The sequence below is a fragment of the Gilliamella sp. App2-1 genome (assembly GCF_001690255.1).
Classification (GTDB): domain Bacteria; phylum Pseudomonadota; class Gammaproteobacteria; order Enterobacterales; family Orbaceae; genus Gilliamella; species Gilliamella apicola_G.
Genome location: NZ_LZGR01000071.1, coordinates 46,410 through 72,494, shown reverse-complemented (window position 1 = coordinate 72,494; position 26,085 = coordinate 46,410). Strand labels below are relative to the sequence as shown.

General features: G+C 36.4%; 20 protein-coding genes and 1 tRNA gene. 9 read left to right on the top strand and 12 right to left on the bottom strand.

Annotated features, from left to right (window positions below; genetic code table 11):
- Window positions 1–64: 64 nt before the first annotated feature.
- The 4 genes from A9G22_RS09450 to A9G22_RS09435 form a co-directional block, all read right to left on the bottom strand.
- On the bottom strand, window positions 65–1,315 hold the full coding sequence (locus A9G22_RS09450; RefSeq protein WP_075508771.1) for an argininosuccinate synthase: 1,251 nt from the start codon (window positions 1,313–1,315) through the stop codon (window positions 65–67).
- Window positions 1,316–1,419: 104 nt separating this feature from the next.
- Entirely contained in the window at window positions 1,420–2,199 is a 780-nt protein-coding gene (argB, locus tag A9G22_RS09445) for an acetylglutamate kinase (RefSeq protein ID WP_075508770.1), read from the bottom strand.
- Window positions 2,200–2,275: 76 nt separating this feature from the next.
- On the bottom strand, window positions 2,276–3,286 hold the full coding sequence (argC, locus tag A9G22_RS09440; RefSeq protein WP_075508769.1) for an N-acetyl-gamma-glutamyl-phosphate reductase: 1,011 nt from the start codon (window positions 3,284–3,286) through the stop codon (window positions 2,276–2,278).
- Between the two features lie 261 nt (window positions 3,287–3,547).
- The gene (locus A9G22_RS09435) at window positions 3,548–5,011 is read right to left on the bottom strand and encodes an aminoacyl-histidine dipeptidase (RefSeq protein ID WP_075508768.1); all 1,464 of its coding nucleotides are present in this window, start codon (window positions 5,009–5,011) and stop codon (window positions 3,548–3,550) included.
- 145 nt (window positions 5,012–5,156) lie between these two features.
- Between A9G22_RS09435 and gpt the strand changes: the two genes are divergently transcribed.
- From gpt to proA, 6 genes are all read left to right on the top strand, one after another.
- On the top strand, window positions 5,157–5,693 hold the full coding sequence (gene gpt / locus A9G22_RS09430; RefSeq protein WP_081296926.1) for a xanthine phosphoribosyltransferase: 537 nt from the start codon (window positions 5,157–5,159) through the stop codon (window positions 5,691–5,693).
- A 23-nt stretch (window positions 5,694–5,716) separates the two neighbouring features.
- On the top strand, window positions 5,717–6,973 hold the full coding sequence (locus tag A9G22_RS09425; protein WP_065586281.1) for an alpha/beta hydrolase: 1,257 nt from the start codon (window positions 5,717–5,719) through the stop codon (window positions 6,971–6,973).
- A 27-nt stretch (window positions 6,974–7,000) separates the two neighbouring features.
- Entirely contained in the window at window positions 7,001–8,113 is a 1,113-nt protein-coding gene (gene proB / locus A9G22_RS09420; protein ID WP_141670040.1) for a glutamate 5-kinase, read from the top strand.
- Window positions 8,114–8,132: 19 nt separating this feature from the next.
- Entirely contained in the window at window positions 8,133–8,348 is a 216-nt protein-coding gene (locus A9G22_RS09415; protein WP_075508767.1) for a hypothetical protein, read from the top strand.
- A 116-nt stretch (window positions 8,349–8,464) separates the two neighbouring features.
- Complete coding sequence (locus A9G22_RS09410) at window positions 8,465–8,707, top strand: hypothetical protein (RefSeq protein ID WP_075508766.1); 243 nt, start codon at window positions 8,465–8,467, stop codon at window positions 8,705–8,707.
- A 501-nt stretch (window positions 8,708–9,208) separates the two neighbouring features.
- Window positions 9,209–10,462: a glutamate-5-semialdehyde dehydrogenase gene (gene proA / locus A9G22_RS09405; RefSeq protein ID WP_065586278.1), complete on the top strand. Its 1,254-nt coding sequence runs from the start codon at window positions 9,209–9,211 to the stop codon at window positions 10,460–10,462.
- A gap of 59 nt (window positions 10,463–10,521) precedes the next feature.
- Here proA and trhP read toward each other — a convergent pair whose 3' ends face one another.
- Window positions 10,522–11,865: a prephenate-dependent tRNA uridine(34) hydroxylase TrhP gene (gene trhP / locus A9G22_RS09400; protein WP_065586277.1), complete on the bottom strand. Its 1,344-nt coding sequence runs from the start codon at window positions 11,863–11,865 to the stop codon at window positions 10,522–10,524.
- 722 nt (window positions 11,866–12,587) lie between these two features.
- Window positions 12,588–12,661: transfer RNA gene (locus A9G22_RS09395), tRNA-Cys, on the bottom strand.
- Window positions 12,662–13,227: 566 nt separating this feature from the next.
- On the opposite strand from A9G22_RS09395, the gene A9G22_RS09390 reads away from it, so the two are divergent.
- The 3 genes from A9G22_RS09390 to A9G22_RS11155 all read left to right on the top strand — a co-directional run bounded on the left by A9G22_RS09390 (window position 13,228) and on the right by A9G22_RS11155 (window position 14,794).
- Window positions 13,228–13,968, top strand: coding sequence for a 4'-phosphopantetheinyl transferase family protein (locus A9G22_RS09390; protein WP_075508765.1), 741 nt, complete (start codon window positions 13,228–13,230; stop codon window positions 13,966–13,968).
- 310 nt (window positions 13,969–14,278) lie between these two features.
- Entirely contained in the window at window positions 14,279–14,458 is a 180-nt protein-coding gene (locus A9G22_RS11255; protein ID WP_141670038.1) for a hypothetical protein, read from the top strand.
- A 12-nt stretch (window positions 14,459–14,470) separates the two neighbouring features.
- Window positions 14,471–14,794, top strand: a complete 324-nt coding sequence (locus A9G22_RS11155) for a hypothetical protein (protein ID WP_082264529.1) — start codon at window positions 14,471–14,473, stop codon at window positions 14,792–14,794.
- A 131-nt stretch (window positions 14,795–14,925) separates the two neighbouring features.
- Here A9G22_RS11155 and clbS read toward each other — a convergent pair whose 3' ends face one another.
- Genes clbS through clbM form a run of 6 tightly spaced genes read right to left on the bottom strand, consistent with a single transcriptional unit; the run spans window position 14,926 to window position 26,036 of the window.
- A complete protein-coding gene (gene clbS / locus A9G22_RS09380) occupies window positions 14,926–15,438 on the bottom strand; it encodes a colibactin self-protection protein ClbS (protein WP_075508764.1) in 513 nt (170 codons plus the stop codon).
- 57 nt (window positions 15,439–15,495) lie between these two features.
- A complete protein-coding gene (gene clbQ / locus A9G22_RS09375) occupies window positions 15,496–16,218 on the bottom strand; it encodes a colibactin biosynthesis thioesterase ClbQ (RefSeq protein ID WP_081296922.1) in 723 nt (240 codons plus the stop codon).
- Entirely contained in the window at window positions 16,211–17,695 is a 1,485-nt protein-coding gene (locus A9G22_RS09370; RefSeq protein ID WP_075508763.1) for a serine hydrolase domain-containing protein, read from the bottom strand. The genes clbQ and A9G22_RS09370 overlap by 8 nt, the downstream gene beginning before the upstream one ends.
- A 20-nt stretch (window positions 17,696–17,715) precedes the next feature.
- Complete coding sequence (gene clbO / locus A9G22_RS09365) at window positions 17,716–20,172, bottom strand: colibactin polyketide synthase ClbO (protein ID WP_075508762.1); 2,457 nt, start codon at window positions 20,170–20,172, stop codon at window positions 17,716–17,718.
- Between the two features lie 30 nt (window positions 20,173–20,202).
- Entirely contained in the window at window positions 20,203–24,600 is a 4,398-nt protein-coding gene (locus A9G22_RS09360; protein ID WP_075508794.1) for a non-ribosomal peptide synthetase, read from the bottom strand.
- The gene (clbM, locus tag A9G22_RS09355; protein WP_075508761.1) at window positions 24,600–26,036 is read right to left on the bottom strand and encodes a precolibactin export MATE transporter ClbM; all 1,437 of its coding nucleotides are present in this window, start codon (window positions 26,034–26,036) and stop codon (window positions 24,600–24,602) included. Before clbM ends, A9G22_RS09360 begins: the two co-directional genes overlap by 1 nt.
- Between the last annotated feature and the right edge of the window lie 49 nt (window positions 26,037–26,085).

Genomic DNA, 26,085 nt, shown 5'->3' with positions numbered 1-26,085 from the left:
TAAAAATAATATATACAGGATTTAACCTGTATATATTTATAATTATCACTATTTTATTTGCGCATTAGCTTTTACTTTCTCGCTTTTTTGCAGGTTGTTTTTGCTTTTCTTCATTTAATGCACGTATACGTGATGATAACGAGAATAGACGAATAAACCCACCAGCATGGCTATGATCATAAACTTCATCTTCACCAAATGTGGCAAACTCTTCGCTGTATAAGCTATTGGGTGATTGCTTTTGTACCGCAGTTGCATTACCTTTATAAAGTTTAACCACTACTTCGCCTGTCATATCTTGCGCTAAAACTTCGGCTGCGGCTTGAATTGATCGACGATATGGAGAAAACCAGCGCCCATCGTAAACAACGTAAGCCATTTCTAAACCAAGTTGGTCGCGCCATTTAAAGCTGTCACGATCTAAGATTAATTGTTCTAAACCGCGTAATGCTGTCATCATGATTGTGCCACCAGGCGTTTCATAACAACCACGTGATTTAATGCCAACTAGGCGGTTTTCAATAATATCAACTCGTCCAACACCATGTTTTGCACCAATTTTATTTAATGTTGCAACACAGTTGTAAGGCGATAATTTTTTACCATTGACTGAAACCACTTCACCTTTTTCGATGCCAATGGTCACCAATTCTGGTTTGTCTGGCGCTTCTTCTGGCGAAACAGTCCAAGCCCAGCAATCAGCGTTAGCTTGGTTCCATGTGCTTTCTAACACGCCGCCTTCGGTTGAGATATGCCATGCGTTTTCGTCACGGCTGTAAATTTTTTCAACAGTTGCGGTAGTTGGAATTTTACGTACTTTTAAATAATCAATTAATGCTTCACGCGAACGTAGATTCCATTCACGCCAAGGTGCAATCACTTTAAGTTGTGGCGCGAGTGCGGTATAAGTGGTTTCAAAACGTACTTGGTCATTACCTTTACCCGTCGCGCCATGACATAATGTATCAGCGCCAACCGCTAGCGCATATTCAACTTGTGCTTTGGCAATAATTGGACGAGCCATCGAGGTACCAAGATAATAAGTACCTTCGTATAAGGCCCCTGTTTTTAAGACAGGGTACACATAGTCTTTAACAAATTCTTCTCGTAAATCAACAACTTTACAAGCAACTGCACCCGACGCTTTAGCTTTTTTTTCTATATCTTTTAATTCTTTGGGATCTTGACCTACATTAGCAACGAATGCATAAACTTCACACCCTCCATAGTTTTCTTTTAGCCAAGGAATAATCGCCGATGTATCCAAACCACCCGAATAAGCCAATACCACTTTTTTTGTTCCACTTTTTTTCATACTACACCCTTTCTAAATTAACTTATGATAAAAAATGAGTTAAAGACCTCTACTTTTAATCGTTAAATATAGCTAACTAGCTTAATATACTAGCAGCTTAATATTTAAGCTATTATTCTTGTACCTGTAGTACCTGATTGTCCGTTAAATAATTCAATCAGTTGGTCAGACTCTTTCCAACTAGCAATTACAATCGGTCGTCCTAAAGCTTTGGCAGCTTCAAAAGCGGAACTGACTTTTACGATCATGCCTTCTGTAATAATACCTTTGGCAATCAGTTGATCGGCTTGCGATTGCGTTAGTGATTCAATGCGTTGTTTATTTTCGTCAAGTACACCAATCACATCAGACAATAATATTAAGTCAGCATTTAACGTTTTGGCTAGCGCCACCGCAGCATGATCAGCATTGACATTCATCATTTGCCCTGCGTCAGTAATACCAATCGAGCTGATAATGGGTAAGTAACCAGTATTAATAAGTAGATTTATTAACGTAGGATCGCCGGTTTTGGCTTCACCAACATAACCAAGATCTTCCGAAATTTGCTTGACTTCTACACTATTACCATCAGCTAAGCAGAGCCCCACACTGGCTATTTTCTGTTTTTTAGCTTCTGACAATAAGGTGGTATTGGCACTGCCAGCAAGACTACCGACAATAACGTCAATTTGGTCAGCAGGGGTAACTCGTAGTCCATTTCGACGTACCACGGGTAAAGAGAGTCTATCCATTAGTGAATCGACCACTGTACCGCCACCATGCACAATAATTAATGACCGTTGAAAATTCTTTTTATATTTACTAATAACAACAAACAATTTATTTAAGGCATCTTTGTTATCGAGTAATATACCACCAAGCTTTATAATTAATGGTTTCATTTTAGTTTCCTATTAATTTAACTTACTGCTAATTTATTCAATAATTTTTTACAGAATTTAAATATTTCATCCATTTTTATAATAATGATGTAGTTTCATCAAAACCATATCGAATATTCATACACTGCACTGCTTGTGCTGCTGCACCTTTTAATAAGTTGTCTTCAACAGAAATTAATATTAAATGGCGATCTTTTAATACAAAACCAATATCACAATAAGGCAAACCAATGACAGATTTTAATGCCGGCCAATCTTTTTGATAGACTCTGATTAAAGGTTTATTTTGATAATATTTATTTAAAGCCGTAAGAATATCTTGTGATGTTACGCCTTCTTTTACTCGGCAAGTTATAGTGGCATGAATACCTTGTTTAAAACTACCTAAATGAGGTGTAAAGATCACTTCTTGACCTAAATGTGTCGCAATTTCGGGTTGATGGCGATGAGTAAAAAGTCCATAGGCATGTAAGCTCACTTCGCAAAATATATTATTATGCGAAGGTTTTCGCCCTGCCCCACTCACCCCACTCACAGCATTAATAACAGGCCATTGTGAATTATCTAATAGACCCTCCTCGATCAATGGTTTTAGTGGTAATTGTGAAGCTGTAGGGTAACATCCTGGTACAGCAATAAGTTGAGCCTGTTTGATTTGTTCACTATTCCACTCGGCTAAACCATAAACTGCTTTATCTAACCATTTTGGGTATTGATGGTTGAAGCCATAATAATCAGAATAAAAAGTGGCGGAATTGACTCTAAACGCACCGGATAAATCAAAAACGGTACAGCCATGTTCTAAGAAATAAGGGGCTATATTATGACTAACAGCATGTTCAGTAGCTAAAAAAACGATATCGACATCATTAATATAAGCGGAATAATCCGCAGTAGCTATAAGCGGTAAATCAACAACGCCTTTTAACTGAGGGTATAAATCGTAATCAGAGATCAGTTTGCCATCATCTTGGCTGTTTTCTGATACTGTTAAAGCAATAAGTTCTATATTTGGATGCTTATGTAAATAATACACTAATTTTGCGCCAGCATAACCACTCGCTCCAACAATAATTGCCTTTAACATGCTTATCCTTATCTATTTTTTATACAATTATTTGTATATAGTAGGTTATTTATAAGGCTATTACAAGCGCAAAAATGAATTTTTATTCATTTTTTATGAATTTAATTTCATTTTTGGTTTTTGGTTTTTGGTTTTTGGGGAGGATTTTGTCCTAATCTTTTAAGTGAATCTACTTTATTATTTTATTTTCTTGAGTGAATATAAATAAAAGCAAACAACTTTAAATACCTACCGATAAAGATCGGCAGGTAATGCGGTAGGTTATTTTAAAAAACTTGCTGATTTTAATATCGCTATCAATAATTCCCAATAGCGGTAAACACTTTGTATGTTAACTTTTTCGTCTGGTGAATGTGGCGAAACAATCGTTGGTCCAATTGAAATCATATCCATATTTGGATAACTTTGTTTAAATAAACCACATTCAAGCCCTGCATGGATCACCATTATTTTTGCTTGCTGAGAAAAAATTTCGTGATATTTATCTTTGGCTAGTTTTAGTAGTGGTGAATCTAAATTAGGTTCCCACCCTGAATAACCGCCACTTATTTCATAATTGGCATTCACGAGTTGACTAAGAGATATCAATGTTGATACAACGGCATCTTTAGCACTATCAACTTGAGAGCGAATTAAAAAATGGGCATTAAGTTGGTTATCTTCAATATTAACAATACCGAAATTTAGTGATGTTTCAACCACACCATGAAGCCGATCACTCATTCTAACCACACCATTAGGTACTATATTTAACCAATTAATGATCTTATTTTGATGTTCAGTGGTTAATACACGTTTTACTTTATTGGATTCAACCTCCGATAAAGTTATTTCGATAGCAGGCTCTGCATGACCTAACTCACTGTGTAAAATAGTTTGATATTGTTTAACAATAGTTTCTAATTTAGGTAAATCTTGTTTATTTAGTGTGATTTCAGCAAAGGCTTCTCTTGGAATAGCATTGCGCAATGATCCGCCTTTTATATCGGCTAATCTAAACGAGATATCTTGTGAATATTGCGCGAAAAAACGAGCCATTAATTTAATTGCGTTACCACGACCAAGGTGAATATCACAACCTGAATGTCCACCTTTTAACCCTTTAAGCGAAATGCTCATATAACAATCATGTTTTTCAGGTATTACTGCATAAGTAACAGCAAACGTTGTGGTAAAGTCAACACCGCCAGCGCAACCAGTAAATATTTCGCCTTCGTCTTCAGAATCAGTGTTAATTAAATAGTGGCTTTTTAACCAATTAGGTTGTAAACCAAAGGCGCCGTGCATACCGGTTTCTTCTGATACCGTTATCAACACTTCAATCGGCCCATGTTCAACAGCAGGATCGATTAAAACAGCTAACGCAGATGCAAGCCCAACTCCGTTATCTGCCCCTAATGTTGTACCTTTGGCTTTTACCCATTCACCATCAACATAAGCTTGAATTGGGTCGGTTAAAAAATTGTGACTCGTGCCTTCGTTTTTTTGTGGCACCATATCCATGTGTGCTTGTAATACAATCGACGGGCACGCTTCCATGCCTTTGGTAGCGGATTTAGTGAGTAAAATATTACCCACTTGATCAAGTTTACAATCAATATTATGGGTATTAGCAAAATCGACAATATATTTGGTTATCATTTGTTCATGGTGAGATGGATGCGGAATTTTACAGATATCATCAAAAATCTGCCAAACCAATTTGGGTGTTAAGGTAGAAAGCATAATTTAACCTCAATATTAAGTAAGTAATAAATTAATGAGTGGTTTTTTTTTACTAATCACTCTATAATAAGGTGCAATTTTACATCTATTTTTAATCCATTAATATTTATTTATTCGTACATCCGATTAAAATTGCAGGTTACACATGTCAACAGAACAAACTTTATTAACAGAAGCAGAAATCCAAGCAAAAAAACAACACAAAGCAGAACTTATTGCTGAGAAGAAAAAATTCAATGTCACTTGGGAAATGTTACAATCCTATGGACGCCAACTTTCAGAACGCTTATTACCAGCTAATCAATGGAAGGGTATTATTGCCGTTAGTCGTGGCGGATTAGTGCCAGCGGCGATCTTAGCGCGTGAATTAAGTATTCGTTATGTCGATACGGTTTGTATTTCAAGTTACGATCATGATCATCAACGCGAAAAACTAATATTAAAACAGGCAAATGGAGATGGTGAAGGCTTTATTGTCGTTGACGATTTAGTCGATACTGGTAACACCGCTCATACTATCCGCGAAATGTATCCAAAAGCACACTTTGTTACTATTTTTGCAAAACCAGCAGGTAAACCACTTGTTGATGATTATGTTGTTGATATCGATCAAGATACTTGGATCGAACAACCTTGGGATACTGGTGTCATGTTCGTTAAGCCAATTTGTGATCATAAATAATCAATAAGGAAATTAAGGTTGTTATGGCAACTACCGAAAATCTAACGGCACAGATATTTAAACCACAATTTGATTATCCTGAAACATCAACACTCATAAATCGTATCGATAGTAGTGATGGTAGTAGTATTAGTGCGTTAGATGGGGAAATTGATTCAAGATGGTATCGCATTATTAATCCCATTTTGTGGCATTGGCGTGGATTACCTAAATTAGAAGCTGAAGCGGTTTTATCTAAAATTGCCGCTTCAACTAGACATCATACAAATGATAACTGGTTAGACACGGTTGTTGGTTATCAATCTGGTAACTGGGTTTATGAATTTTTAAACCAAGCAGCAATCTGGCAAGCGAAAGCAGAGTCGATTGTTAGAACAAATCTTACCTATGAAGATAAAAATAATTTACTCAATTATTACCTTATAGCCAGTGAATTTTCAAGTATTGCCAGTTATCCCCATTTTAAAAATGATGGTCTGGCAATGTATGCCCAAACTTGTGCTTATCAAGCTTATGCAAAAGCCCTTAATTTTTCACCATTTTTGATTAAGGAACTTGAATTTAAAGTTGATAATCGTCGCGTCAAAGCAATTTTGCATCTACCAAAAACTGGAAAGGCTTGCCCTGTTGTGCTAATTTGTAATGCGCTAGGCAATTTGCAGATCGATTATTATCGTTATTTTAGTGAGTTTTTAGCCCCTCAAGGATTTGCTATGTTAACCGTTGATTTACCGACGATTGGTTATAGCCGTAACTTTGCTTTAACCCAAAATAGTAGCAAAATTCATCAGGCTATATTAGAGCAATTGTCGTCTGTACCATGGATTGATGATCATCGTGTGTTTATTGCAGGTTTTCGGTTTGGTTCGAATATTGCTACACGCTTAGCCTATTTAATGCCAAACAAAATAAGAGGGTTATTTAACTTTACTCCGTTTGTTCATCAAATTTTTGTAGATAATGAGTTGCAAAAAAATCTACCCAATAGTTACAAAGATATGTTAGCGAGTTGCTTAGGACTACCTTCAATATCCAATCAGCAATTAGCGGCTGAATTGAAATATTTTTCACTAAAAAATCAAGGTCTTTTAACACATGCTTGCCATGTACCAGTAATGAATATCATCTTTGAGAATGATAAGCTAAGTAATCTTTGTGAAGCGAAATTGATTCATTCAATTAAGCAAAATAAAATAGTAACAGTGCAAAAAAACCAGTTACAAAAAAGTTTGCATCAAGCTTTAACTCAATCAGTAAAATGGATGGAGTCTAATTTATAATTCACAGCTAAAAATAAGTGCAATGTTATGATCAATAAAAAACAACAAATTGTTGTTGTTAAATTAGGTACCAGTGTGTTAACTGATGGCACAAAACAACTCGATCGGGCACGGATAGTTGAGCTGATAAGGCAGTGTGCGAATTTACATCAAGATGGACATAAAATTATTATTGTTACTTCTGGCGCAATTGCAGCAGGTCGCGAATACTTAAACTTCCCTACTCTACCTAATAATGTTGCATCAAAACAATTGCTCGCATCGGTTGGCCAAAGTAAATTAATACAGCTTTGGGAACAACTGTTTTCTATCTATAAAATCTATATTGGCCAAATGTTACTTACCCGTGCCGACCTTGAAGATCGTGAGCGATTTTTAAATGCGCAAGATGTGTTAAAAGCCATGTTGGATAATCATATCATTCCAGTTATTAATGAAAATGACGCTGTTGCAACCGCCGAAATAAAAGTTGGCGATAATGATAATTTATCAGCGCTAGCCGCTATTTTAGCCGAAGCCGATAAGCTAATTTTATTAACCGACATTGAAGGCCTCTATACAGCCGATCCAAGATCAGATAAAAGTGCCAAGTTAATTCATGAAGTCGATCATATTGATGATAAATTACTCAGCATTGCTGGTGATAGTGTTTCAGGGCTTGGCACTGGTGGTATGACAACAAAACTACAAGCAGCAAAAGTTGCTGGCAGTGCAGGTATTGAAGTTGTGATTGCGGCAGGAAACAGAGCCAATGTCATCATTGATATTATCAATAATCACCCTGTCGGTACGCGATTTATTCCTCAAAAGACGCCATTAGAACATCGAAAACACTGGCTTTTTGGTGCTCCTAAAGCTGGCATAGTACAATTAGATGATGGTGCGGTTAATGCAATATTAAATAATGGTAGTTCACTATTGCCTAAAGGGATTATCAATGTAGAACAAGATTTTTCTCGTGGTGAAGTTATTGATATTTGCGATAAATCCGGTAAACGCATTGCGCGCGGTGTCAGTCGTTATAACAGTGATGCTTTAAGACAAATTGCTGGGCATCATTCTCAAAAAATTAGTCAAATTATTGGTTATGAATATGGACACGTTGCTGTTCACCGTGACGATATGATAATTAAACAATAAACAACAAGGAAAGAAAATTATGGGATTAGCTATTGGTGGAATAATAGCCAATTGGTTGGCAGTATTAATATTTTATCTTAATACTTCATTAAACTATGATGAGGCATCTCGAACACTTTTACCATTTGCTATTATTTCGGTTTTGGTTGCTACTATAGGATTAATTATTGCAACAAACAATAAAAAAATTGGAGGTGTATTAATCATTATAGGTAGTATTTTTTTGTACCATTAGGATTGATTGGTGTTTTCGGTGGAAGAAAAATTATGAGTCAAGAAAATGCAAGATCTTTAGATGAAAGACGCAATTTTTAGAACATAAAAGGACATTGCAATATATAGAATAAAAAAATGGAATCAAAAAATCAAACCATTAAACAATTTTATGCACGATATTTGGCAATGTTCCGTATTTTCGTTTGTATTATTGCTATCATAGTAATGTTAGTCATAGTTCCAGAATTATGGTATAACACTACATTGTTACTATTGGTACTATTGGTACTATTGGTACTAGTCATATCAATTTGGCAATATTTTATGGTATATATTACCATTGGTGAAGATTTTATTACACTCAACCTGCACCAGTAAAAAGCGATATAAGCGTGCTTTTTGATGAAATCAAATCTGTTAGATATGAGCGTAAAAAAATATTTATAGAATACTGTGATAAAATAAGTAAACAGAAATCTACTTTAAAGATATCTTTAAGTGTTTTAAATAATGACACAAAAACAGAACTTTTAAATATTTTACGTACAGTTTTAAAAGATAAAGAGTCATAAATTGATGCTTATTAGAGCAAAGAAGCACTGTTCTTTGCTCTTATTTTCATTCATACAGCAATACTTAAATAGAAAAATATTATTGTTATATCCTACTTAGATTTTACTTCTTTTCAAGAAAAGTATATTTTTGATATCTATCGTCGGCATTAAAGATGAATAAAATGTAGGAAAACACCGAGTAAATAATGAAATAAAAATTTCTTGTCAAATTTCAATATAATATTAACGTTATGCAAAAAATTATTTTAGCGAAAATAACGCTTAACAAGTAGAATTTTAAAAATAAACTTTAGAGACAATAACAATGTTACAACAAATGGGTAAAGCAGCAAAACTTGCATCATACCAATTAGCACAATGCCCCACTTCAACCAAAAATCAAGTTTTAACCATAATTGCAGAGTTATTAGAACAGCATAGTGAAATTATCCTTGAAGCGAATAAACAAGATATCCAAGTTGCTAAAACGCAAAGGTTAAGCGCTGCTATTTTAGATCGTTTATTGTTAACACCTGAACGCTTAGCCTCTATCGCTAATGACCTAAAAAAAGTGGTTTCATTGACAGATCCAATTGGTCAGGTTATTGATGGTTCGACGTTAGACAATAAATTAAAGTTACAACGTCACAGAGTACCACTTGGAGTTATTGGAGTCATTTACGAAGCACGACCAAATGTAACGATTGATATTGCAGCACTTTGCTTAAAAACGGGTAATGCAGCAATATTACGAGGTGGTAAAGAAACAATACATACCAATGCCGCCGCAATCTCAATTATTCAACAGGCTTTATCTCAAGTCGGATTACCCGAAACAGCTATACAGTATATTGATAATCCTGATCGTAAATACATCACTGAATTACTTAAACTCGATAAATATGTCGATATGATCATTCCACGTGGTGGATTAGCTTTACATACATTGTGTCGCGAACATTCAACAATTCCAGTCATTACTGGTGGTATTGGCGTCTGCCATATTTATGTCGACGAAACGGCTGATTTTGATAAAGGTCTTTCTATTATTGTCAATGCTAAAACTCAGCGCCCAAGTACATGTAATGCACTTGAAACATTACTTATACATACAAAAATTGCCAATACATTTTTACCCAAACTTAGCCAAATTATGGCTGATAATGATGTTGTATTACACGCTGATGCAAATGCGTATAAAATCTTAAAATCCGGTATAGCAAATACTTTTGCAGTAAAAGATGATGAGTTACGCCAAGAATGGTTATCAAAAGACTTGAATGTAGTAATTGTCGACTCCCTTGAACACGCGGTGGAACATATTCGTGACTATGGTAGTGGACATTCCGAAGCAATTTTAACGCGTGATTTAGTTAATGCCCAGCAATTCGTCAATTTGGTTGATGCCGCTGCAGTTTATGTCAATGCTTCAACACGCTTTACCGACGGTGGGCAATTTGGTTTAGGTGCAGAAGTAGCTGTTAGTACTCAAAAATTACATGCCCGAGGCCCAATGGGTCTTGAAGCTTTAACTACATATAAGTGGATTGGTTATGGCGATGATTTAATTCGCCAATAACAAAGTAAGATTTAAAATAACTGTTCGGATAACCCGAACAGTTTTTATTGTTCAATTCACTAATCAAAATTACGCATTAATAATGCATAATTAAGATCTATATCTTCAGGTATTGGAATATAAACAATATGACCGTCGCCTAACCCTGCAGGAACGGGTTGTCCTTTTTTGTTTTCCATACGTTCAATGTTGAAGGTTTTATTACCTTTTGGTGTCATCATTTCGACACTATCCCCAACAGAAAATTTATTTTTTACGATAACTTCAGCTAACCCATTTAATCGCTCACCACTAAACTCACCAACAAATTGTTGTCTTTCTGAAACCGAATGGCTATATTCGTAGTTTTGCATTTCTTCATGTTTATGGCGGCGTAAAAATCCTTCGGTATAACCTCGATGAGCAAGTGCATTAAGTTCTTGTAATAAGCGAGGATCAAAAGGTTTACCCTCACTCGCTGCATCAATCGCTTGGCGATATACTTGCGCCGTTCTTGCACAATAATAAAAAGATTTGGTTCTTCCTTCAATTTTGAGCGAATGTACACCAATTTGAGTTAAGTCACCTACTAGCTCCACTGCCCTTAAATCCTTTGAATTCATAATATATGTGCCATGCTCATCTTCAAAAGCCTGCATATATTCGCCAGGGCGCCCTGACTCTTCAAGCATGAATACTTTATTAGTAGTTTGACCAATCCCTAATGCTGGCTCGATTTGTTGCACTGGAATGGGTTCACATTTATGAACAATTTGCCCTACTTCGTTTTCTTTACCTTCAGCAACTTTATATTCCCAACGGCAGGCATTAGTGCATGTACCTTGATTTGAATCACGCTTATTAATATAACCAGAAAGCAAACAGCGCCCAGAATATGCCATACATAGCGCGCCATGAATAAACACTTCTAATTCCATTTCGGGCACTTTTTCACGAATTTCAGCAATTTCATCAAGTGATAATTCACGAGATAACACAACACGAGTTAACCCCATTTGATGCCAAAATTTTACCGTTGCCCAGTTAACTGCGTTAGATTGTACCGATAAATGAATTTCCATATCAGGAAAGTGTTCGCGTACTAACATAATTAAACCTGGATCTGACATAATAAAGGCATCAGGTTTCATATTTACAATTGGTTCTAAATCGCGAATAAAGGTTTTTAACTTAGAGTTGTGTGGTGCTATATTAACCACCACATAAAACTTCTTGCCTTGGGCATGGGCTTCGTTAATGCCGATCGCTAAATTTTCATGATTAAATTCATTATTACGAACCCGTAAACTATATCGGGGTTGCCCTGCATAAACAGCATCTGCACCATATGCAAATGCATAGCGCATATTTTTTAAAGAACCAGCAGGAGAAAGTAATTCTGGTTTTGCATATAAATTTGTCATTAAAAATGCCTCTGATTTCAGGTCAGTATTACTTATTAGTAATAGATTAAGCAAAATAAGATGGGCATTTTACGCTTTAGCCTATCAGTTGGCAAATTTATTATATAGTCAGGCTATTTAACGCTAAAACTACACTCATTAAAAAGTGTTTTTATTAATCAATATGATTAGACTAGCCTCAAACAAATTTACGAATGTTTCTCACTCTTTTAATTTTCAATCATTCTTTTTAGGCAAAACCGCATGGCGCAATACCTATTACAATAATAAAATTAGTTTGAATATAACTTAGCAAAATAGAAATAAATTAAGGAAAAAATTCACAGATTAAATTAATGCTACACAAAGTATTATGGGGACAGTGATTTGAGCATTAGCCCTTGAAAAATAAATATTGCTTCAACATATCAGCCTAATGCTTTATTAAGAAAAGTCATTTATCTTAATAAGTTCTCCCCAGTAGTCAATAATGGTAAATATTCATTCCATCGATATTCTCTAATTGGCATAGGATTAGCCTCTTTAAAATATAAAACTAACGCAGGCTTGATACCATTCCAATTATCTACAAACTCATACCTGATAAGGCAACCATCTTTGATTAACTTCTTCGCTTTCGCATGATAATTAAAGTAGCTCATAGTTAATATTGAAAAGTTAGATTACAAAATTGAAAAAATGTGATTACAAAAAATAGCAAAAGATTGATCGATTGTTTTTAATGGAGGCGCGTCCCGGAGTCGAACCGAGGTAGACGGATTTGCAATCCGCAGCATGGCCACTCTGCCAACGCGCCTTAGAGGTCTATCTGAATAGGGTGCAAATATTAGCACTGGCTTGATTAGCCGTCAAGATTAAATAGATTATAATTACAGCAGTCACTTCATTTTTAATCTATTTATTTTTTGGTACTCAATACCGTTCAAATAGGTTGGTTTTGTAACTTTCCATTAAAAGGGATACTTACAAAATATGATAATTTCCATCAAAACTTAAATCGTATTTTTTCTGTTGTTAGAATTGGATTAAATTTAGGATGTTTTAAGCATTAATTTAATACAAACTCAAAAATTCTATCAAAAATTCTCAGGTGGGTGTATGTTTAAGTATAAAACTTTATTTTTGTTTTGATATATTGGTGCTTCCTCAACTTGGGTTGTTGATAAAGTTCATAAGCACATTCTTTTAGAATTTTATTCGCCATTTTGAGTTTAACATACGCTTTCAGATGAAACATAGAAGAAATTCGAAAACAAAAAAAGAATTGATTATAAAAAAATGGTAAAATGCAATTAGATAGCCAATACTAAAACAAAAGGCTAACATAATTGTTAACGAGTTTACCCTTTAATTATCATGTTTATGAATACTGCCTTATTTATTGCCGATAAGATTGATTTTAGCTATCAGGATTTAGCTGATGCAGTCAGTTATCTTAATGCTGAAGAATTATGTCGCTTTGAGAAAATAAAAATTGACAAAGATAAAATTATTTTTGCTTTATCACGAAAAATATTAAAGCTAGCGCTTGCTCACTATTATCCTCATATTGATAAAAAGGATTGGATTTTTGCACAAAATAGCTATGGCAAACCATATATTAATTCTCCAAAATTACCCGATCCATTGTATTTTAATTTGTCGCATTCTGTAGATGCAATCGCCGTTGCTATAAGTCGCGATAGTGAAGTTGGTGTTGATATTGAAAGAGTCCGTAGCCTTGATAGAGCACAAGTGAAATCGACAGCACATTTAAATATTAGTCAAAACTTCTTTACAGAAAATGAATACCGTAACATCATCAGTTTGACTTATGATGAAGGTTTTTTATTATTTTGGAGGCTCTGGACGATTAAAGAGGCTTATATAAAATATCGAGGAATGGGTCTATCTTTAGGATTAAATTGTATTGACATTGATTTATCTGCAAATTCGATTTTGCTAAATGCCTGTGATGATGAAATTAGTATACATCAGTGGATTAATAACAATTTAATTATCGCATTGTCAGCCGCAAAATCAGTGAATGATATCACCTTATTTCGATACGATATGCAATTAACGTTACATTCAATCGTAAATTATGAATATATTCATAATTGAGTGCTTAAAATAATGACTAATATATGGCTGGTTTGAAAAATGCTCTTTAATACAAAATCAAGCGAATGGTTTGGCACTGATTATACCATGAATATTTATCGTGGTTGTAACTTAGGATATATTTACTGTGATTCGAGAAGTGAGTGTTATCGAATTGATCGCTTCGATAAGGTACAAACGAAAATGTCAGGCATTGTGTGCCTTAAAAATGAGCTGACTCATAAAAAAGTAGCGTGATTGGTTTGGATCTATTTGCGATCCATATAATCATTTAGAAAAGCAGTTGTATATAACCCGATAAGTTTTAGCATTGATTGAACAATATAGATTTGGTACTGCATTGTGTACTAAAAGCCAATGGATATTACGGGATATAGAACTATTAATGCGAATCAATGCCCATTCTTCATTATTAGTCGGATTTTTAATCACGACTTGTGACAATAAATTGAGTAAACAGCTTGAACGGCATGCTTCTTCTACTTCTTAGCGCTTTGTCGCAATGAAGACATTGGCTGAGCAAAACATTTATACCGGAACATTATTAATGCCAGTGTTACCATTTATTACTAGTAATCGTGATGACATCATTAAGATAATTCATGAAACCCACGCAAATAGAGAACAGTTTATTTTTCCTTGCTTTGTTCTAACTTTATGCGATAAACAACGAGATTATTATTATCTTTGGTTAGTAAAACTGTTTCCAGAGCTAAAATCGCTTTATAACCAGACTGTTCAAAATAACTACGTGTGTTATCCAACCTATTACACTTTACACCCATCAACATTTGTAAAAGAGTGTAATAAACTAGGAATTAAATAACACATGGCAGATATTATTGCGGGTTATAAGCACAAACAATATTCTCCACAACTCAATCTATCTTAGCTATTTTGCTCTGTCATTACTGAGTTAGTGGTAAGCAGAGTTAACTTGATACCGCAAGAATGACATTAAGAATCAATAGATTTGAGTAATGTCGCTAAACGACCTGTAGCATTTTTATATGGAGATGCGGTATTTAGCTGAATCATTCGTCCACGCGTATATTTTTCGCACCAGCCTACTCCATATAAGTCGTCGTCGCTAAAACCTTCAATAAGTTTGATGATCTCATTTTTATTATTTTCTAACCGTTGTAATAACACCTTATAATCAGTAATATCTTGATAATCAAGATAAAATTTTTGCGCCAACTTCCCCATTTCATTCCATTTAAAGCCTACTTCTGGAAAAACGATCTCATTTCCATTCGCTTCTTTTACATGCCAAGATAAAACTAATTCTCCCCAGCCTATTAAGTAAGAAACTAATTGTGCAACACTCATAGTCGTGCCTTTGACATGCCCCTCCATTATGGGTTGAAAGACCCTTTGTGCAGGTACTGCTGCTAGCTTTTTGACTAACGAAGCATAGTTTTTATTAATCGCTTCAATTAACTCACTTTTAGATTCAGGTATTGCCATAATATCCTCCCAGCACATTAATGATAATTTATCTTAACTATATAAATAGACGGAGTATTATTCCATTTTTATCACTTCGGTTATGATTTGATTAACGATATGAACGACCTCTTTGTATTTTTTATCGACAAAAAAGTGATCCGCTTGAGGAAAAATAATCGTTTTTGTTTCTTGATCGGTGAATTTCTCCCATTGTGGCAGTTCTTCAAAAGTTACTAAACTGTCAGCATCACCATGCAATAATACTATAGGGCAACTTAATAGTTGCGGTTTAGTTTGATAATTATATTGCTCGTAGAGTCTATAATCATTCTTGATGATTGGGGTAAAGATGTCCATTAGTTCTTTGTTACGAAACACATCACCCGACATACCACCTAATTTAGCAATTTCACGCATAAACTCTGCATCTGCAAGGGTATGTAATATAGTTTCATCATGCATTCGATCGGGCGGACGAGAACCAGAAAAAAAGACAACTTTCGGCATAGGGTGCCCGTGTTGTAAAATATAATGGATCAGTTCAAACGCCATTAACCCTCCAAGGCTATGACCAAAAATTACATACGCACTACCATCATAATGGGTTATAAATTGTTGGTAAAGATCTTCGATAGCATCGTCCATAGTTTTAGAAAGGGGTTGACGAATCCTAGCACCTCTTCCAGCAGGTTCTAGCGGGACTAACGTGATGTTTTCTACCAGTTCCTTACGCCATTTAAAATAAATTGACGCTGAACCGCCTGAATATGGGATACAAAACAAACTAATATTAATCATTATTTAATTCCTCATTGAGAGAGATTTTCTTTTTAATGCGATGATTCAGGGTTAATAAAATCGTCAAAATCACGATATAAATTAACACAACTGATAACGTGGATGGCAACCATAATAAGGTGAAATGCCAATTAACAGCAAAAAAGAAGCCTGGTATTACATAGAATATACCGGCGATCACTAGTGGGGCTAATAGAACAATTAAGCAATCTCGATAGCTCAATGTTAGCATACCATTACGACGTCGATAACGATAGATCCTAATCCCCATACGCACCCCAACTACTATAATCATGATCAGTAAAATCGTTGACAAAATGCTAAAAATGAAGTCAATAAATAGGATGAGATCTTTAACGTCGTCGCGATATTGTTGATTATGCAAATAGCTATCAATATCAGAACATAATTGCAATATGATATTTGTGTTAATATTTGCTAAGGCAACAATACCGATCTGTTCATCGGGTCGTAAAGCTAGGCATGATGAGAAATTAGGGTTTTGCCCACCATGATTGATATATGTCCCCTGACGTTGCTCAATAAACCAACCACTAGCATATAAAATATGATTGTCACCATTTACAGGTATATCAAGATTCCCTTGCAAACTTTGATCAATGGCGCGACGTAATATCGGCGTGAGTTTATTTGCATAAAGTAAACGGTCCATCCACTTTTCCATATCGGTTAAGGTACTATGAATATAAGCTGATGGCACATGATTATGCGCAATTGGCGCATCAAGTTCTATCGGATAACCAAAACGAACTTTATAGCCTTTGGCTTTGTTAACGATCTGTTCTCCATCAGAAACCGCGACAGTATCTGACATCCCAAATGGTTGAGTGATAAGGGTTGCAATCGCATGACGGTAGCTTTGGCCGGTTACCTTTTCAATCACTGCACCTAATACATCATAATTGGCTGAAGCATAAAAATAGCGTGATTTGGGTTTGAATTTCAGATTAACGCCTTGTAATTGTTGTTCAACTGTGTGTGAGCTGGGGATTTCTAAGTAGGATAAGGTTGAAAACGGTAAACCTGAGGTATGATACAAAAAATCCTCGATATCCAATTTAACAGGTCGATCTTGATAAAGTAAGGTGAGATTCGGCAAATATTGGCGAATATCATCATTAAGGGATAGTTTACCTTGTTCAGCCAGTATTTGAATGGCCAATCCGGTAAAGGCCTTGCTCATGGAGCCAATTTCATAAACTGTATCAGCCGTATTTTCGTTTTGCTTTTGCAAATCAGAAAACCCATAGATAAATCGTTGAAATTTATCATTAAATTTAATGCTAACAGCTAATGCCGGTACTTTTCCCATTAACATTCTGCTTTGAATTAGCTCAGCTAATTCAGCATTTTGTATATGTTGCTCTGGGCTACTATTGGCTAGAGAATTGATACTAAATAAACACAAGAAGCAAACCAGTACAAAATAGCTATTCAAAAGGTTTATTTGTTTCATCATACACCTCCAAATTCAACTTATAAAATGTTGTCAACACATTGAGCGATATAAGCGGTATGATCTTTAATACAAGGCATAGCGTAAATATCATTTGCGGTTAAAGCCGTTTTATAGATAAAATTGCATCGATTAATAAAAGAAATAATATGCAAGGAAGTTGCGCCATATTCAAAGATGGTTTCTTTTTCACTATATTTGTCGATACATAATAAAGTACACCACATTTTCTTTACAAAATCCTCGACTGATGTATAACTTACTAATAACGTGCCGTGTTGATTTTCAACATCAGATTGAATTTCATAGCGAATACGATCAAATTGGTAGCCCGGTAAACCAATCGTGCTACCAGCATCGGGTGTAGGTAATCGACTAACAATACCAAATTGCCATAGTGTAGCTAATAATGAATAGATATCTTGTGACATTGTTTGATTAAATACTGTGCACAATATATCTTTCCCAATCCAGCCACTGTTTTGTTGATAAAGAGCACTAAATTCACTTGGTGTGCCGATTTCTATCATGATTACACCGGGAGATAAGGCTATTTCCTCTAGTTTTACACGCAATGCATCCTCGATTAAAGGCACGCTCTCTGGTGTTACAGGTAGTTTTTTTAACTGTAAAATTACTTCTTCAAGGGTAATGGTATGGGAAATATAATCAGCAGTAATTTTACCAGCCTGATTACCTAATACATCATCAGGGATGATACCTTGATCGATCAACCACTTTGCTAAACTGGCTTGATAAATAAAATGGCGTAATTGAATCGTCCATGTAGTTGTTGACCATAAAAGATCAATTTCCGCCACCAGCTGATCATGATGCTGTTTAAGCGCCGGCTGATAGCTCATTAGATGGATCATGTTATTTTCCAGCGCTTGATCGTAAGCAGAAAATAATAATATGACTTTTTTCTCAGCATTAAGCGTAATGGTACCGGCAATATTCTGCTTAAGCACTAATTGCTCACGCAGTTCATCCAGGCTATGCGCTACAATTGCACAGCGATATGTAAAATGGGCGCGCCGCTCGTTAAGTGTATAAGCAATTCGAGCAATATCTTCTTCACGATAATTACCTAGTTCTTCAATATATACCTTAAGTAAGCGGTTAAGCGATAACGCCGATTTAGCACTAAATGGAAAGATATATCTTTCTTGTGCAGGGGATTTCTCGGGGGGATTCGTAGGCCAATTTTGGATAATCAATTGAACATTAGTCCCTCCTAATCCAAATGAGCTCACAGCTACCAACTGTTTTTGTTCCGGTGGTAACAACGTAATGCAATTACTTATGTAAAATGGCGTATTTGGCTGCAATAACATTTTATGTTTGCGCTGAAGATTAATTTGCGCCGGTATCTTTTGTGTATATAAAGCTAATGAGGTTTTAATCAGACTGGCAATCCCTGATGCTACGCCAAGATGCCCTATGTTCGCTTTCACGGAACTAATTTGAATACTGTGTGGCGCACATTCTGCAGCAAAGACTTTATGTAGTGCATCCAGTTCAATTTCATCACCCAGTGGAGTACCTGTACCATGCGTTTCGATCATTGTGATATCAGTTGGACTAATTTCTGCGGCATTGAGTGCCATTTTAATGACTTCTGTTTGCCCTTCAACACTTGGCGCCACAAATCCGACACGCCGTGACCCATCATTATTGGCAGCGCCCCCCTTAATGACAGCATAAACTGTATCTTCATCACGCAAAGCATCTTCCAAACGTTTAAGTACCACAACACCGACACCACTGCTGTAAACAGTGCCGGTCGAATCAGCACTAAATGCAGCACAATGCCCTGTTTGTGACATTAGCTTATCACCAGTTGGGCTATAGCCACTTTCTTGTAGAAAACCGAGTGTTACGCCACCCGCTAGCGCCATATCAGCCTGAAATGTAATTAAGCCATCGCAGGCTAATTGGGTAGCCATTAATGAACTGGAACATGCCGTTTGTACACTCACCGCTGGGCCGTTAAGCCCCAATTTATAAGCGACAAATGAGCTTAAATAGTCCTTTTCATTACCGATTTGGGTTTGTAAATACCGTTTATCCTGACTGGCTTTAAGATAGGGATAGACCCTATCCATTAAATAGCTATTGGCATAAGTTGTACCATATACCCCTACCCGTTTGATCCGTCCGGGAACATAGCCTGAGTGCTCTAAGGCATTATAACAACACTCCAAAAATACTCGATGCTGAGGATCCATAAGTATGGCCTCACCTGGTGGAATATTAAAAAATGCTGCATCAAAATCATAGGGATCAGAAATCATATTTCGCAGACTAATCCACGGTTCTTTGTGTTGGTTTTTAACAATTTTTGGCTTGGTTAATTCCTCGCCTGCTAACAAGGACTTCCACCATTGAGTTACTGATTCTGCTCCAGCAAAACGACCACTCATACCAATAATAGCAATATCTAATGCATCGCAAGAAAATTCATTTTTAATCATTTTTCATATTCCCTTGTTAACCCAACATAACTATAAACTCCATAATGCTGTTGTATCCATATTCCCATCAGTTCCTTTGCCTTGGTGTTGTAACCATATATCTAAATTGATTAAACTGTTTTTATAGCGTGCTATCACTCGCTGTACTTCGTTTAACGTGATTAGTCTTGGATCAAAACGGCAATAAAAAGCAAGTTTGTCATTGGCTCTGAGCGAAAGATTTAGCTCTAAAGTACAACCTGGATGATTTTCAGGGTCGCTATAAATTGCACTGCGCTGATGATCAATTTTAAAATGCGTTAACGGTGGATTGAATTCCCTTCCAATGTAATTCAGTCGTATCCCTGATTGTAACGAACTAGTTAATTGTTGCTGCATATGAAGCACACCATAATCACCACCATTATTCGGACATTGTATTAATTGCTGCCTGATGTCAGGTAATAAAACAGCGAAATCATTAGTCAATGGGATCACACAAGGATAAAATGCGGTAAACCAACCAACTGTATCGGTAATGTCAGGCTCATCCGACCAACAACCACGCCCTACCCCTTCCATATCAATACGACAATGACTTTGCTTGCTATAGTGGGCTAAAACCGGTACCAAAGCGGTGAGTAAGCGCGCTTCTCCTTCGCGCATGGCATTATCTCGGTTATTAAGTAATAATCTACCAACACAGGTATGCCTGAATTCATCACGCCATATTCGAGTATAAGGTTTTGCTGGATTTGCATCAGTTACCGCCGGAAATAGTAATGGTTCTGTTTGATCTTGAGTTTGCCAATAGTATTGTATTTCCGAAGAAACGTGTTTAGTAACTAAATAGCGGCTCCATTTTTGTAATCCTTGATTATAAGGCTGCTCTACAACATTAAATGCCATATCTAAAGCACTGAGAATCAAGTACCAAGAATGAATATCTACCGCTAAATGATGCGCGCACAGAATTAGCTTATCATTTTGTTGATTATTAGTTGTCAAATATGTGGCAGCAAATAACTTACCTTTTTCCACATCAATTGTTTGATTAATTTGATGAATAACCTCATCTAAGGTTAACTGTGCTTCACTCATTTGCATTAATAAACCGTTAGGATAGCAAGTTTGGCAATCAAGAATTGTTAGCAAACCATCCTCATTAAACCGACTTCGTAAAACTGGTTGCTGGGCAATGATCGCCAGTAAACGTTGTTCAAGTTCGGTAACCGATAGAGGCAAACAAATATCCAATACAATCAAATGGTTATAAAAATTTCGATTACTCAACGCTAAACGATTAAACCAATGCACCGCAGGCAGATTTACCTCGTTAGATAGTTCAGTGTGTGTATTCGTTGATGGGTCATAGTGACTTATAATATACTCACCTATACGCTGCACCGTGCTACACTCCATAACTTGCACACCGGGAATTGACCAACCACGTTTACGTAGTTCAGCAGCTATTTGGATACTCTTGATTGAGTCTAATCCTAGTAAGTAGAGATTATCACTATCGGTAAAATGTTGCTGTTCTAAAACTTTTCCAACGATGTCACGTACATTATGCCATATAACTTTATCATGCGACTGTGGCTTATCTTGAAGTTCCATCAGCGATGAAATTTTCGCAGCATGTTGGGTTAATTGTTGAATATCGACTTTACCATTTATGGATAGCGGTAACACAGGTATTGCAATGCACTGTTGTGGTAGCATGTAAGTTGGCAATTTCTTTCTCAAATACTGCATAACCAATTGGGTATTGACGGTTTCTGGTGTGACCCAAGCCAATAAAGTACTTGGATTGCCTTTAGCATCATTCACTACAGCAACGGCTTGCGCTGTTACTTGTGGAGCTGAGAGTAAAGCCTGTTCAATTTCCGATTGTTCTATACGATAACCATTGATTTTAATCTGACCATCACTACGACCAAGATAAACTAGTGTATCAGCATTGAGTGCATACCCAATATCACCGCTACGATAACCGATAACATGGTTAGATTGATCGAACAGAAATGCGACAGCAGTTTGTTGAGGTGCGCCAATATAACCCTGAGTGACGGATGCTCCATAAATCACTATTTCACCAGATTCTCCTTCCGGAACTAAACATCCCCAAGGTGAACATAACACTATTTGACAACCATCAATCGCTCGACCAATGGGCACCGATACCAGATTTTCCTCACCTGTATAACGATAAATCATACAACCCACAGTTGCTTCGGTTGGACCGTATTCGTTATAAATTGTAGCATTTGGGAATAATTTAGCGGCTTTATGAGCAAGTTCAAGTTTAAAATCCTCCCCACCAACCACAACCGTTCGCATATGCTGGCTCTGTATACCTGCAACACACAATAAACGCAAATGTGCCGGTGTAAGTTTTATAAAAGTATTGGGTTGTTCAATTACCGCTCTGTGTAAAAGCGCTTCGCTCTCAGCCTGGCGGCAAATATTGATGCAAGCACCAACACTAAGTGGCGCAAATAGGCTCGTAATGGTTAAATCAAATGATAATGATGAATAGAGAGGGACTTGGTCGTTAGCGTTAAAATACTGTTTAATAGCAAAATCCAGATAATTCGCTAAATTAGCGTGTGTTACTTGTACCCCTTTCGGTTCCCCTGTTGAACCAGAGGTAAATAAAATATAGGCTAAATCGTCGCCGTTAACAACGATTGGCAAAAATGGCAATGCATTACCAATGCTGTCACCAAGGTCAGAAAGTAACGATGCTGGATGATCGAGCATAGACACCAATTCACAACTACCTTTATCATAAAGGATATGAGCAACCTGCGATTTTTGGCATAATAGGCGTAATCTGTCTATTGGTAATTCGGGATTAAGCGGTAAAAAAGCAGCCCCACACTGCACTATACCTAATATAGCAATGACAGTACTGGCACAGCGTTCTGCTAATATTCCAACAACACTACCACGCCCGATTCCTTGTAGAGAAAGTTTCTGCGCCATACAAGTCGCTTTATCAGATAATTGGCGATATGACAAGCTTACTGCATTATCATTTATCGCAGTACGTTCAGGTTGTTGGTTAACTTGAGCATTAAACAGATCATTAAACAATGGACGATCAATAGCATGATTAAGTTGTGTGCTCGGTTTAGGATAAACGCATAAATCAATCAAATTTGCTTCTGGTTGAGCATCTATGGCTATAATTAGATCCAATAATCCTGTTTGTAATGCTTGTAACTGGCGTAGTTCAAACTCGCTATCTAGCGCCTCAATAGCGAGTTTAAGGCTTTCTTTATGAGAGTTGACAGTTTGTAAAACTAGTTGCAATTTGTAGGATTGTTGATTGCTATAACACGCCTCAATATGTTGACTATTTCCCATGAAATCGCGTTCATAGGTAAAATTGTAGAAATTAACACAGTAGTCAAATGCACGCAGATGATTACCACCATACTTAGCCAGATCTTGATTAAACAGAATTGAGGGATATTTACTATGTTTAAATCCACTTTCCATTGCTGTTTTTATTCGCATCGTCAGTTCAGCGAAGGTAAGATTACTATTGAGTCGATAGGCCAATGGCATGTGATTTGTAAACATACCAAAACAGCGTTTAGCCTCACGTGAAAAACGATTAAATAGCGGTAACCCAATTACGCCTTTTTCCTCCCCCCATACCCGTGCACGATAAAGAGCAAAAAGTGCAACAAATAGTAGATTTAATGAACAACTATAACGATCACATAGTCGATAGATACGATCGATCATGTCATGCGCTAACCAAGTAGTACAAGCAATCCCATTAGTTTCGGTGATCGGTTTTTTTTCTGGAAAACAATCTATATATTCATTGATGTAATTCTTCCACCATTGGCGATCGGCAATAAAACGTGCGGAATTTTGATAGTCCTGTTGTTGCGCTAAAAATCGAGGATAGGATGGTGGGAGAGGATCAGTCCATTGCTGATTTGGATGTTCGTACGCCCATTTTAGATGATCAGTTAATAACGACATGGACCAACCATCGACTATGGCATGATGTGCTTTAACGAAATAACCTCCTTGTTGCTCACCACAACTAAATGAAATCAATTCAAAAAGATCATTTTCTCGTAAGATAAAAGGCTGAGCAAATAACTTTCTTTGAAAATTTGCAAACTCAGCTGGATAAGCTTGTTGCGCTATTATCGGCTCACTAAATGTGATGTGACGGAACGTTCGTGGTTCGAAAGGCAGTATTTGGCTAGAGATTTGACCGTCTGCTTGTACAAACTGCATCCGTAAAGCATCAAAATGCCGTATAGCCGATTGCATGGCATTATGTAAACGTGCAATATCAATTTTACCGTTGATAATACAGATACCACCGATAATATTAACGCTACTTTCTGGATAAAGCTGTTCAATAATCCAACATTGTTGTTGTGACCACATTAAGGGATAGAAGAATTTCATCATGAAACCTCCTTGCTTAATTGTTGTGCATTCAAACACTGCTCATTCCAAGCCACTAAACGCGGTGACATTCTTAATAACCAAAAAGCTAATAAAGCAGAAATAAAGGTACCACTCATAGCACCAAAGTAGACACCAATAATGCCCATATCCAAGCTAAAGGTTAATAAATATACGGCTGGCACTGAGATAAACACATGTCGTATTAAGGTAATGAAAACCGAATACCAAGATTTACCAATCGCTTGGTAGTATTCGCTCGCTAATAGACTAATAGCAATAAACGGCAGTGCCAATTCCATAATTCGAATTTGTAAAATTGCATAATGACAGGTCTCTTCTGATTGGGTGAAAAGAGGATAAACATATGGAGCTAAAATAATATGGATAATCGACAATGCCAACACTACGGAGAAGGCTAAAATCATGCTGACACGATAGGCTTTAAGGGTTCGTTCAATTTTACCACGTCCCCAATTTTGTCCGACGATCGTCAGTAATGCTGCGGCAATAGCTAACATCGGAGTCATGATAAAATAGTCGATACGTCCAGTAAGAGTAAAAGCAGCCATAGCGTTAACATCTAATCTGACAATGAAAAAGTTATAAATAATAATCCCGACTGAAATGATAATTTGCATGAGCATTTGCGCTAAACCGACCGATAGAATCTGCTTATAGGTTAACCAAGACAAATGACGAAAACAGAATTTATATTTAAAACCAGCTTGTAAAGAGGGTAAAGATAATACGAAGTAGCTCACAACGATAATTTGTGCTATGAATGACGCTAATGCCACCCCTTTGACTCCAAAATCAAAAATAAAAATCATGATCGGATCAAGGATAATATTAATTATTGCTCCCAATAACGAAGCTTTCATAATAATCAGTGTTTTACCAGCACCTTGGAATAACCCCATCATTGCTCCTCCGAACAAAATGCTAAACACCGTTGGTAAGGAGTAATAATAGAAATCTGCTGCATAAAGAAAAATCATATCATTAGCGCCCAAACCGCGTAAGAGAGGTTCGGCAAAAAGATAAGCAAAAACACCAAGGACTACCGTAAAGAAGATAACAATTGTCATACCGACTGACAATATCTGTTGTGCTCTTTCAAAATGACGCATACCTGTCGCGCGTGAAAGTAAGGAACCTATACCGATCTGAATACCGTTGGCAATGGCATACAGAACCATACCAATCGGGAAAATTAGCCCTACCCCTGCAATAATGGCACCACTACCTGTATCAATATGACTGAGCCAAAAAATGTCAGCGACGGTGTAAGTTACTTGGGTTAACATGCCGATAAACATCGGTAAGGCTAACCGAATAATTAGAGTATAGAGTGATCCGTCATACATCCCAGGTATACTGTAGTTGCTTGTTGCGGAATGGTTCTCATCTGTTTCAACTTTATCTGAAAACATATTTATTCCTTAATTTGTTATACATTAATTCCATTAATTTAAATTGTGC

Coding starts and splice junctions, on each gene's coding strand:
- A9G22_RS09390 (WP_075508765.1), top strand. CDS start 13,228: ATGAATACTGCCTTATTTATTGCCGATAAGATTGATTTTAGCTATCAG.
- A9G22_RS09410 (WP_075508766.1), top strand. CDS start 8,465: ATGGAATCAAAAAATCAAACCATTAAACAATTTTATGCACGATATTTG.
- proA (WP_065586278.1), top strand. CDS start 9,209: ATGTTACAACAAATGGGTAAAGCAGCAAAACTTGCATCATACCAATTA.
- A9G22_RS09415 (WP_075508767.1), top strand. CDS start 8,133: ATGGGATTAGCTATTGGTGGAATAATAGCCAATTGGTTGGCAGTATTA.
- A9G22_RS11155 (WP_082264529.1), top strand. CDS start 14,471: ATGAAGACATTGGCTGAGCAAAACATTTATACCGGAACATTATTAATG.
- argC (WP_075508769.1), bottom strand. CDS start 3,286: ATGTTAAAGGCAATTATTGTTGGAGCGAGTGGTTATGCTGGCGCAAAA.
- clbS (WP_075508764.1), bottom strand. CDS start 15,438: ATGGCAATACCTGAATCTAAAAGTGAGTTAATTGAAGCGATTAATAAA.
- A9G22_RS09425 (WP_065586281.1), top strand. CDS start 5,717: ATGGCAACTACCGAAAATCTAACGGCACAGATATTTAAACCACAATTT.
- A9G22_RS09370 (WP_075508763.1), bottom strand. CDS start 17,695: ATGAAACAAATAAACCTTTTGAATAGCTATTTTGTACTGGTTTGCTTC.
- proB (WP_141670040.1), top strand. CDS start 7,001: ATGATCAATAAAAAACAACAAATTGTTGTTGTTAAATTAGGTACCAGT.
- A9G22_RS09360 (WP_075508794.1), bottom strand. CDS start 24,600: ATGAAATTCTTCTATCCCTTAATGTGGTCACAACAACAATGTTGGATT.
- A9G22_RS09435 (WP_075508768.1), bottom strand. CDS start 5,011: ATGCTTTCTACCTTAACACCCAAATTGGTTTGGCAGATTTTTGATGAT.
- trhP (WP_065586277.1), bottom strand. CDS start 11,865: ATGACAAATTTATATGCAAAACCAGAATTACTTTCTCCTGCTGGTTCT.
- clbO (WP_075508762.1), bottom strand. CDS start 20,172: ATGATTAAAAATGAATTTTCTTGCGATGCATTAGATATTGCTATTATT.
- clbM (WP_075508761.1), bottom strand. CDS start 26,036: ATGTTTTCAGATAAAGTTGAAACAGATGAGAACCATTCCGCAACAAGC.
- gpt (WP_081296926.1), top strand. CDS start 5,157: ATGTCAACAGAACAAACTTTATTAACAGAAGCAGAAATCCAAGCAAAA.
- clbQ (WP_081296922.1), bottom strand. CDS start 16,218: ATGATTAATATTAGTTTGTTTTGTATCCCATATTCAGGCGGTTCAGCG.
- argB (WP_075508770.1), bottom strand. CDS start 2,199: ATGAAACCATTAATTATAAAGCTTGGTGGTATATTACTCGATAACAAA.
- A9G22_RS09450 (WP_075508771.1), bottom strand. CDS start 1,315: ATGAAAAAAAGTGGAACAAAAAAAGTGGTATTGGCTTATTCGGGTGGT.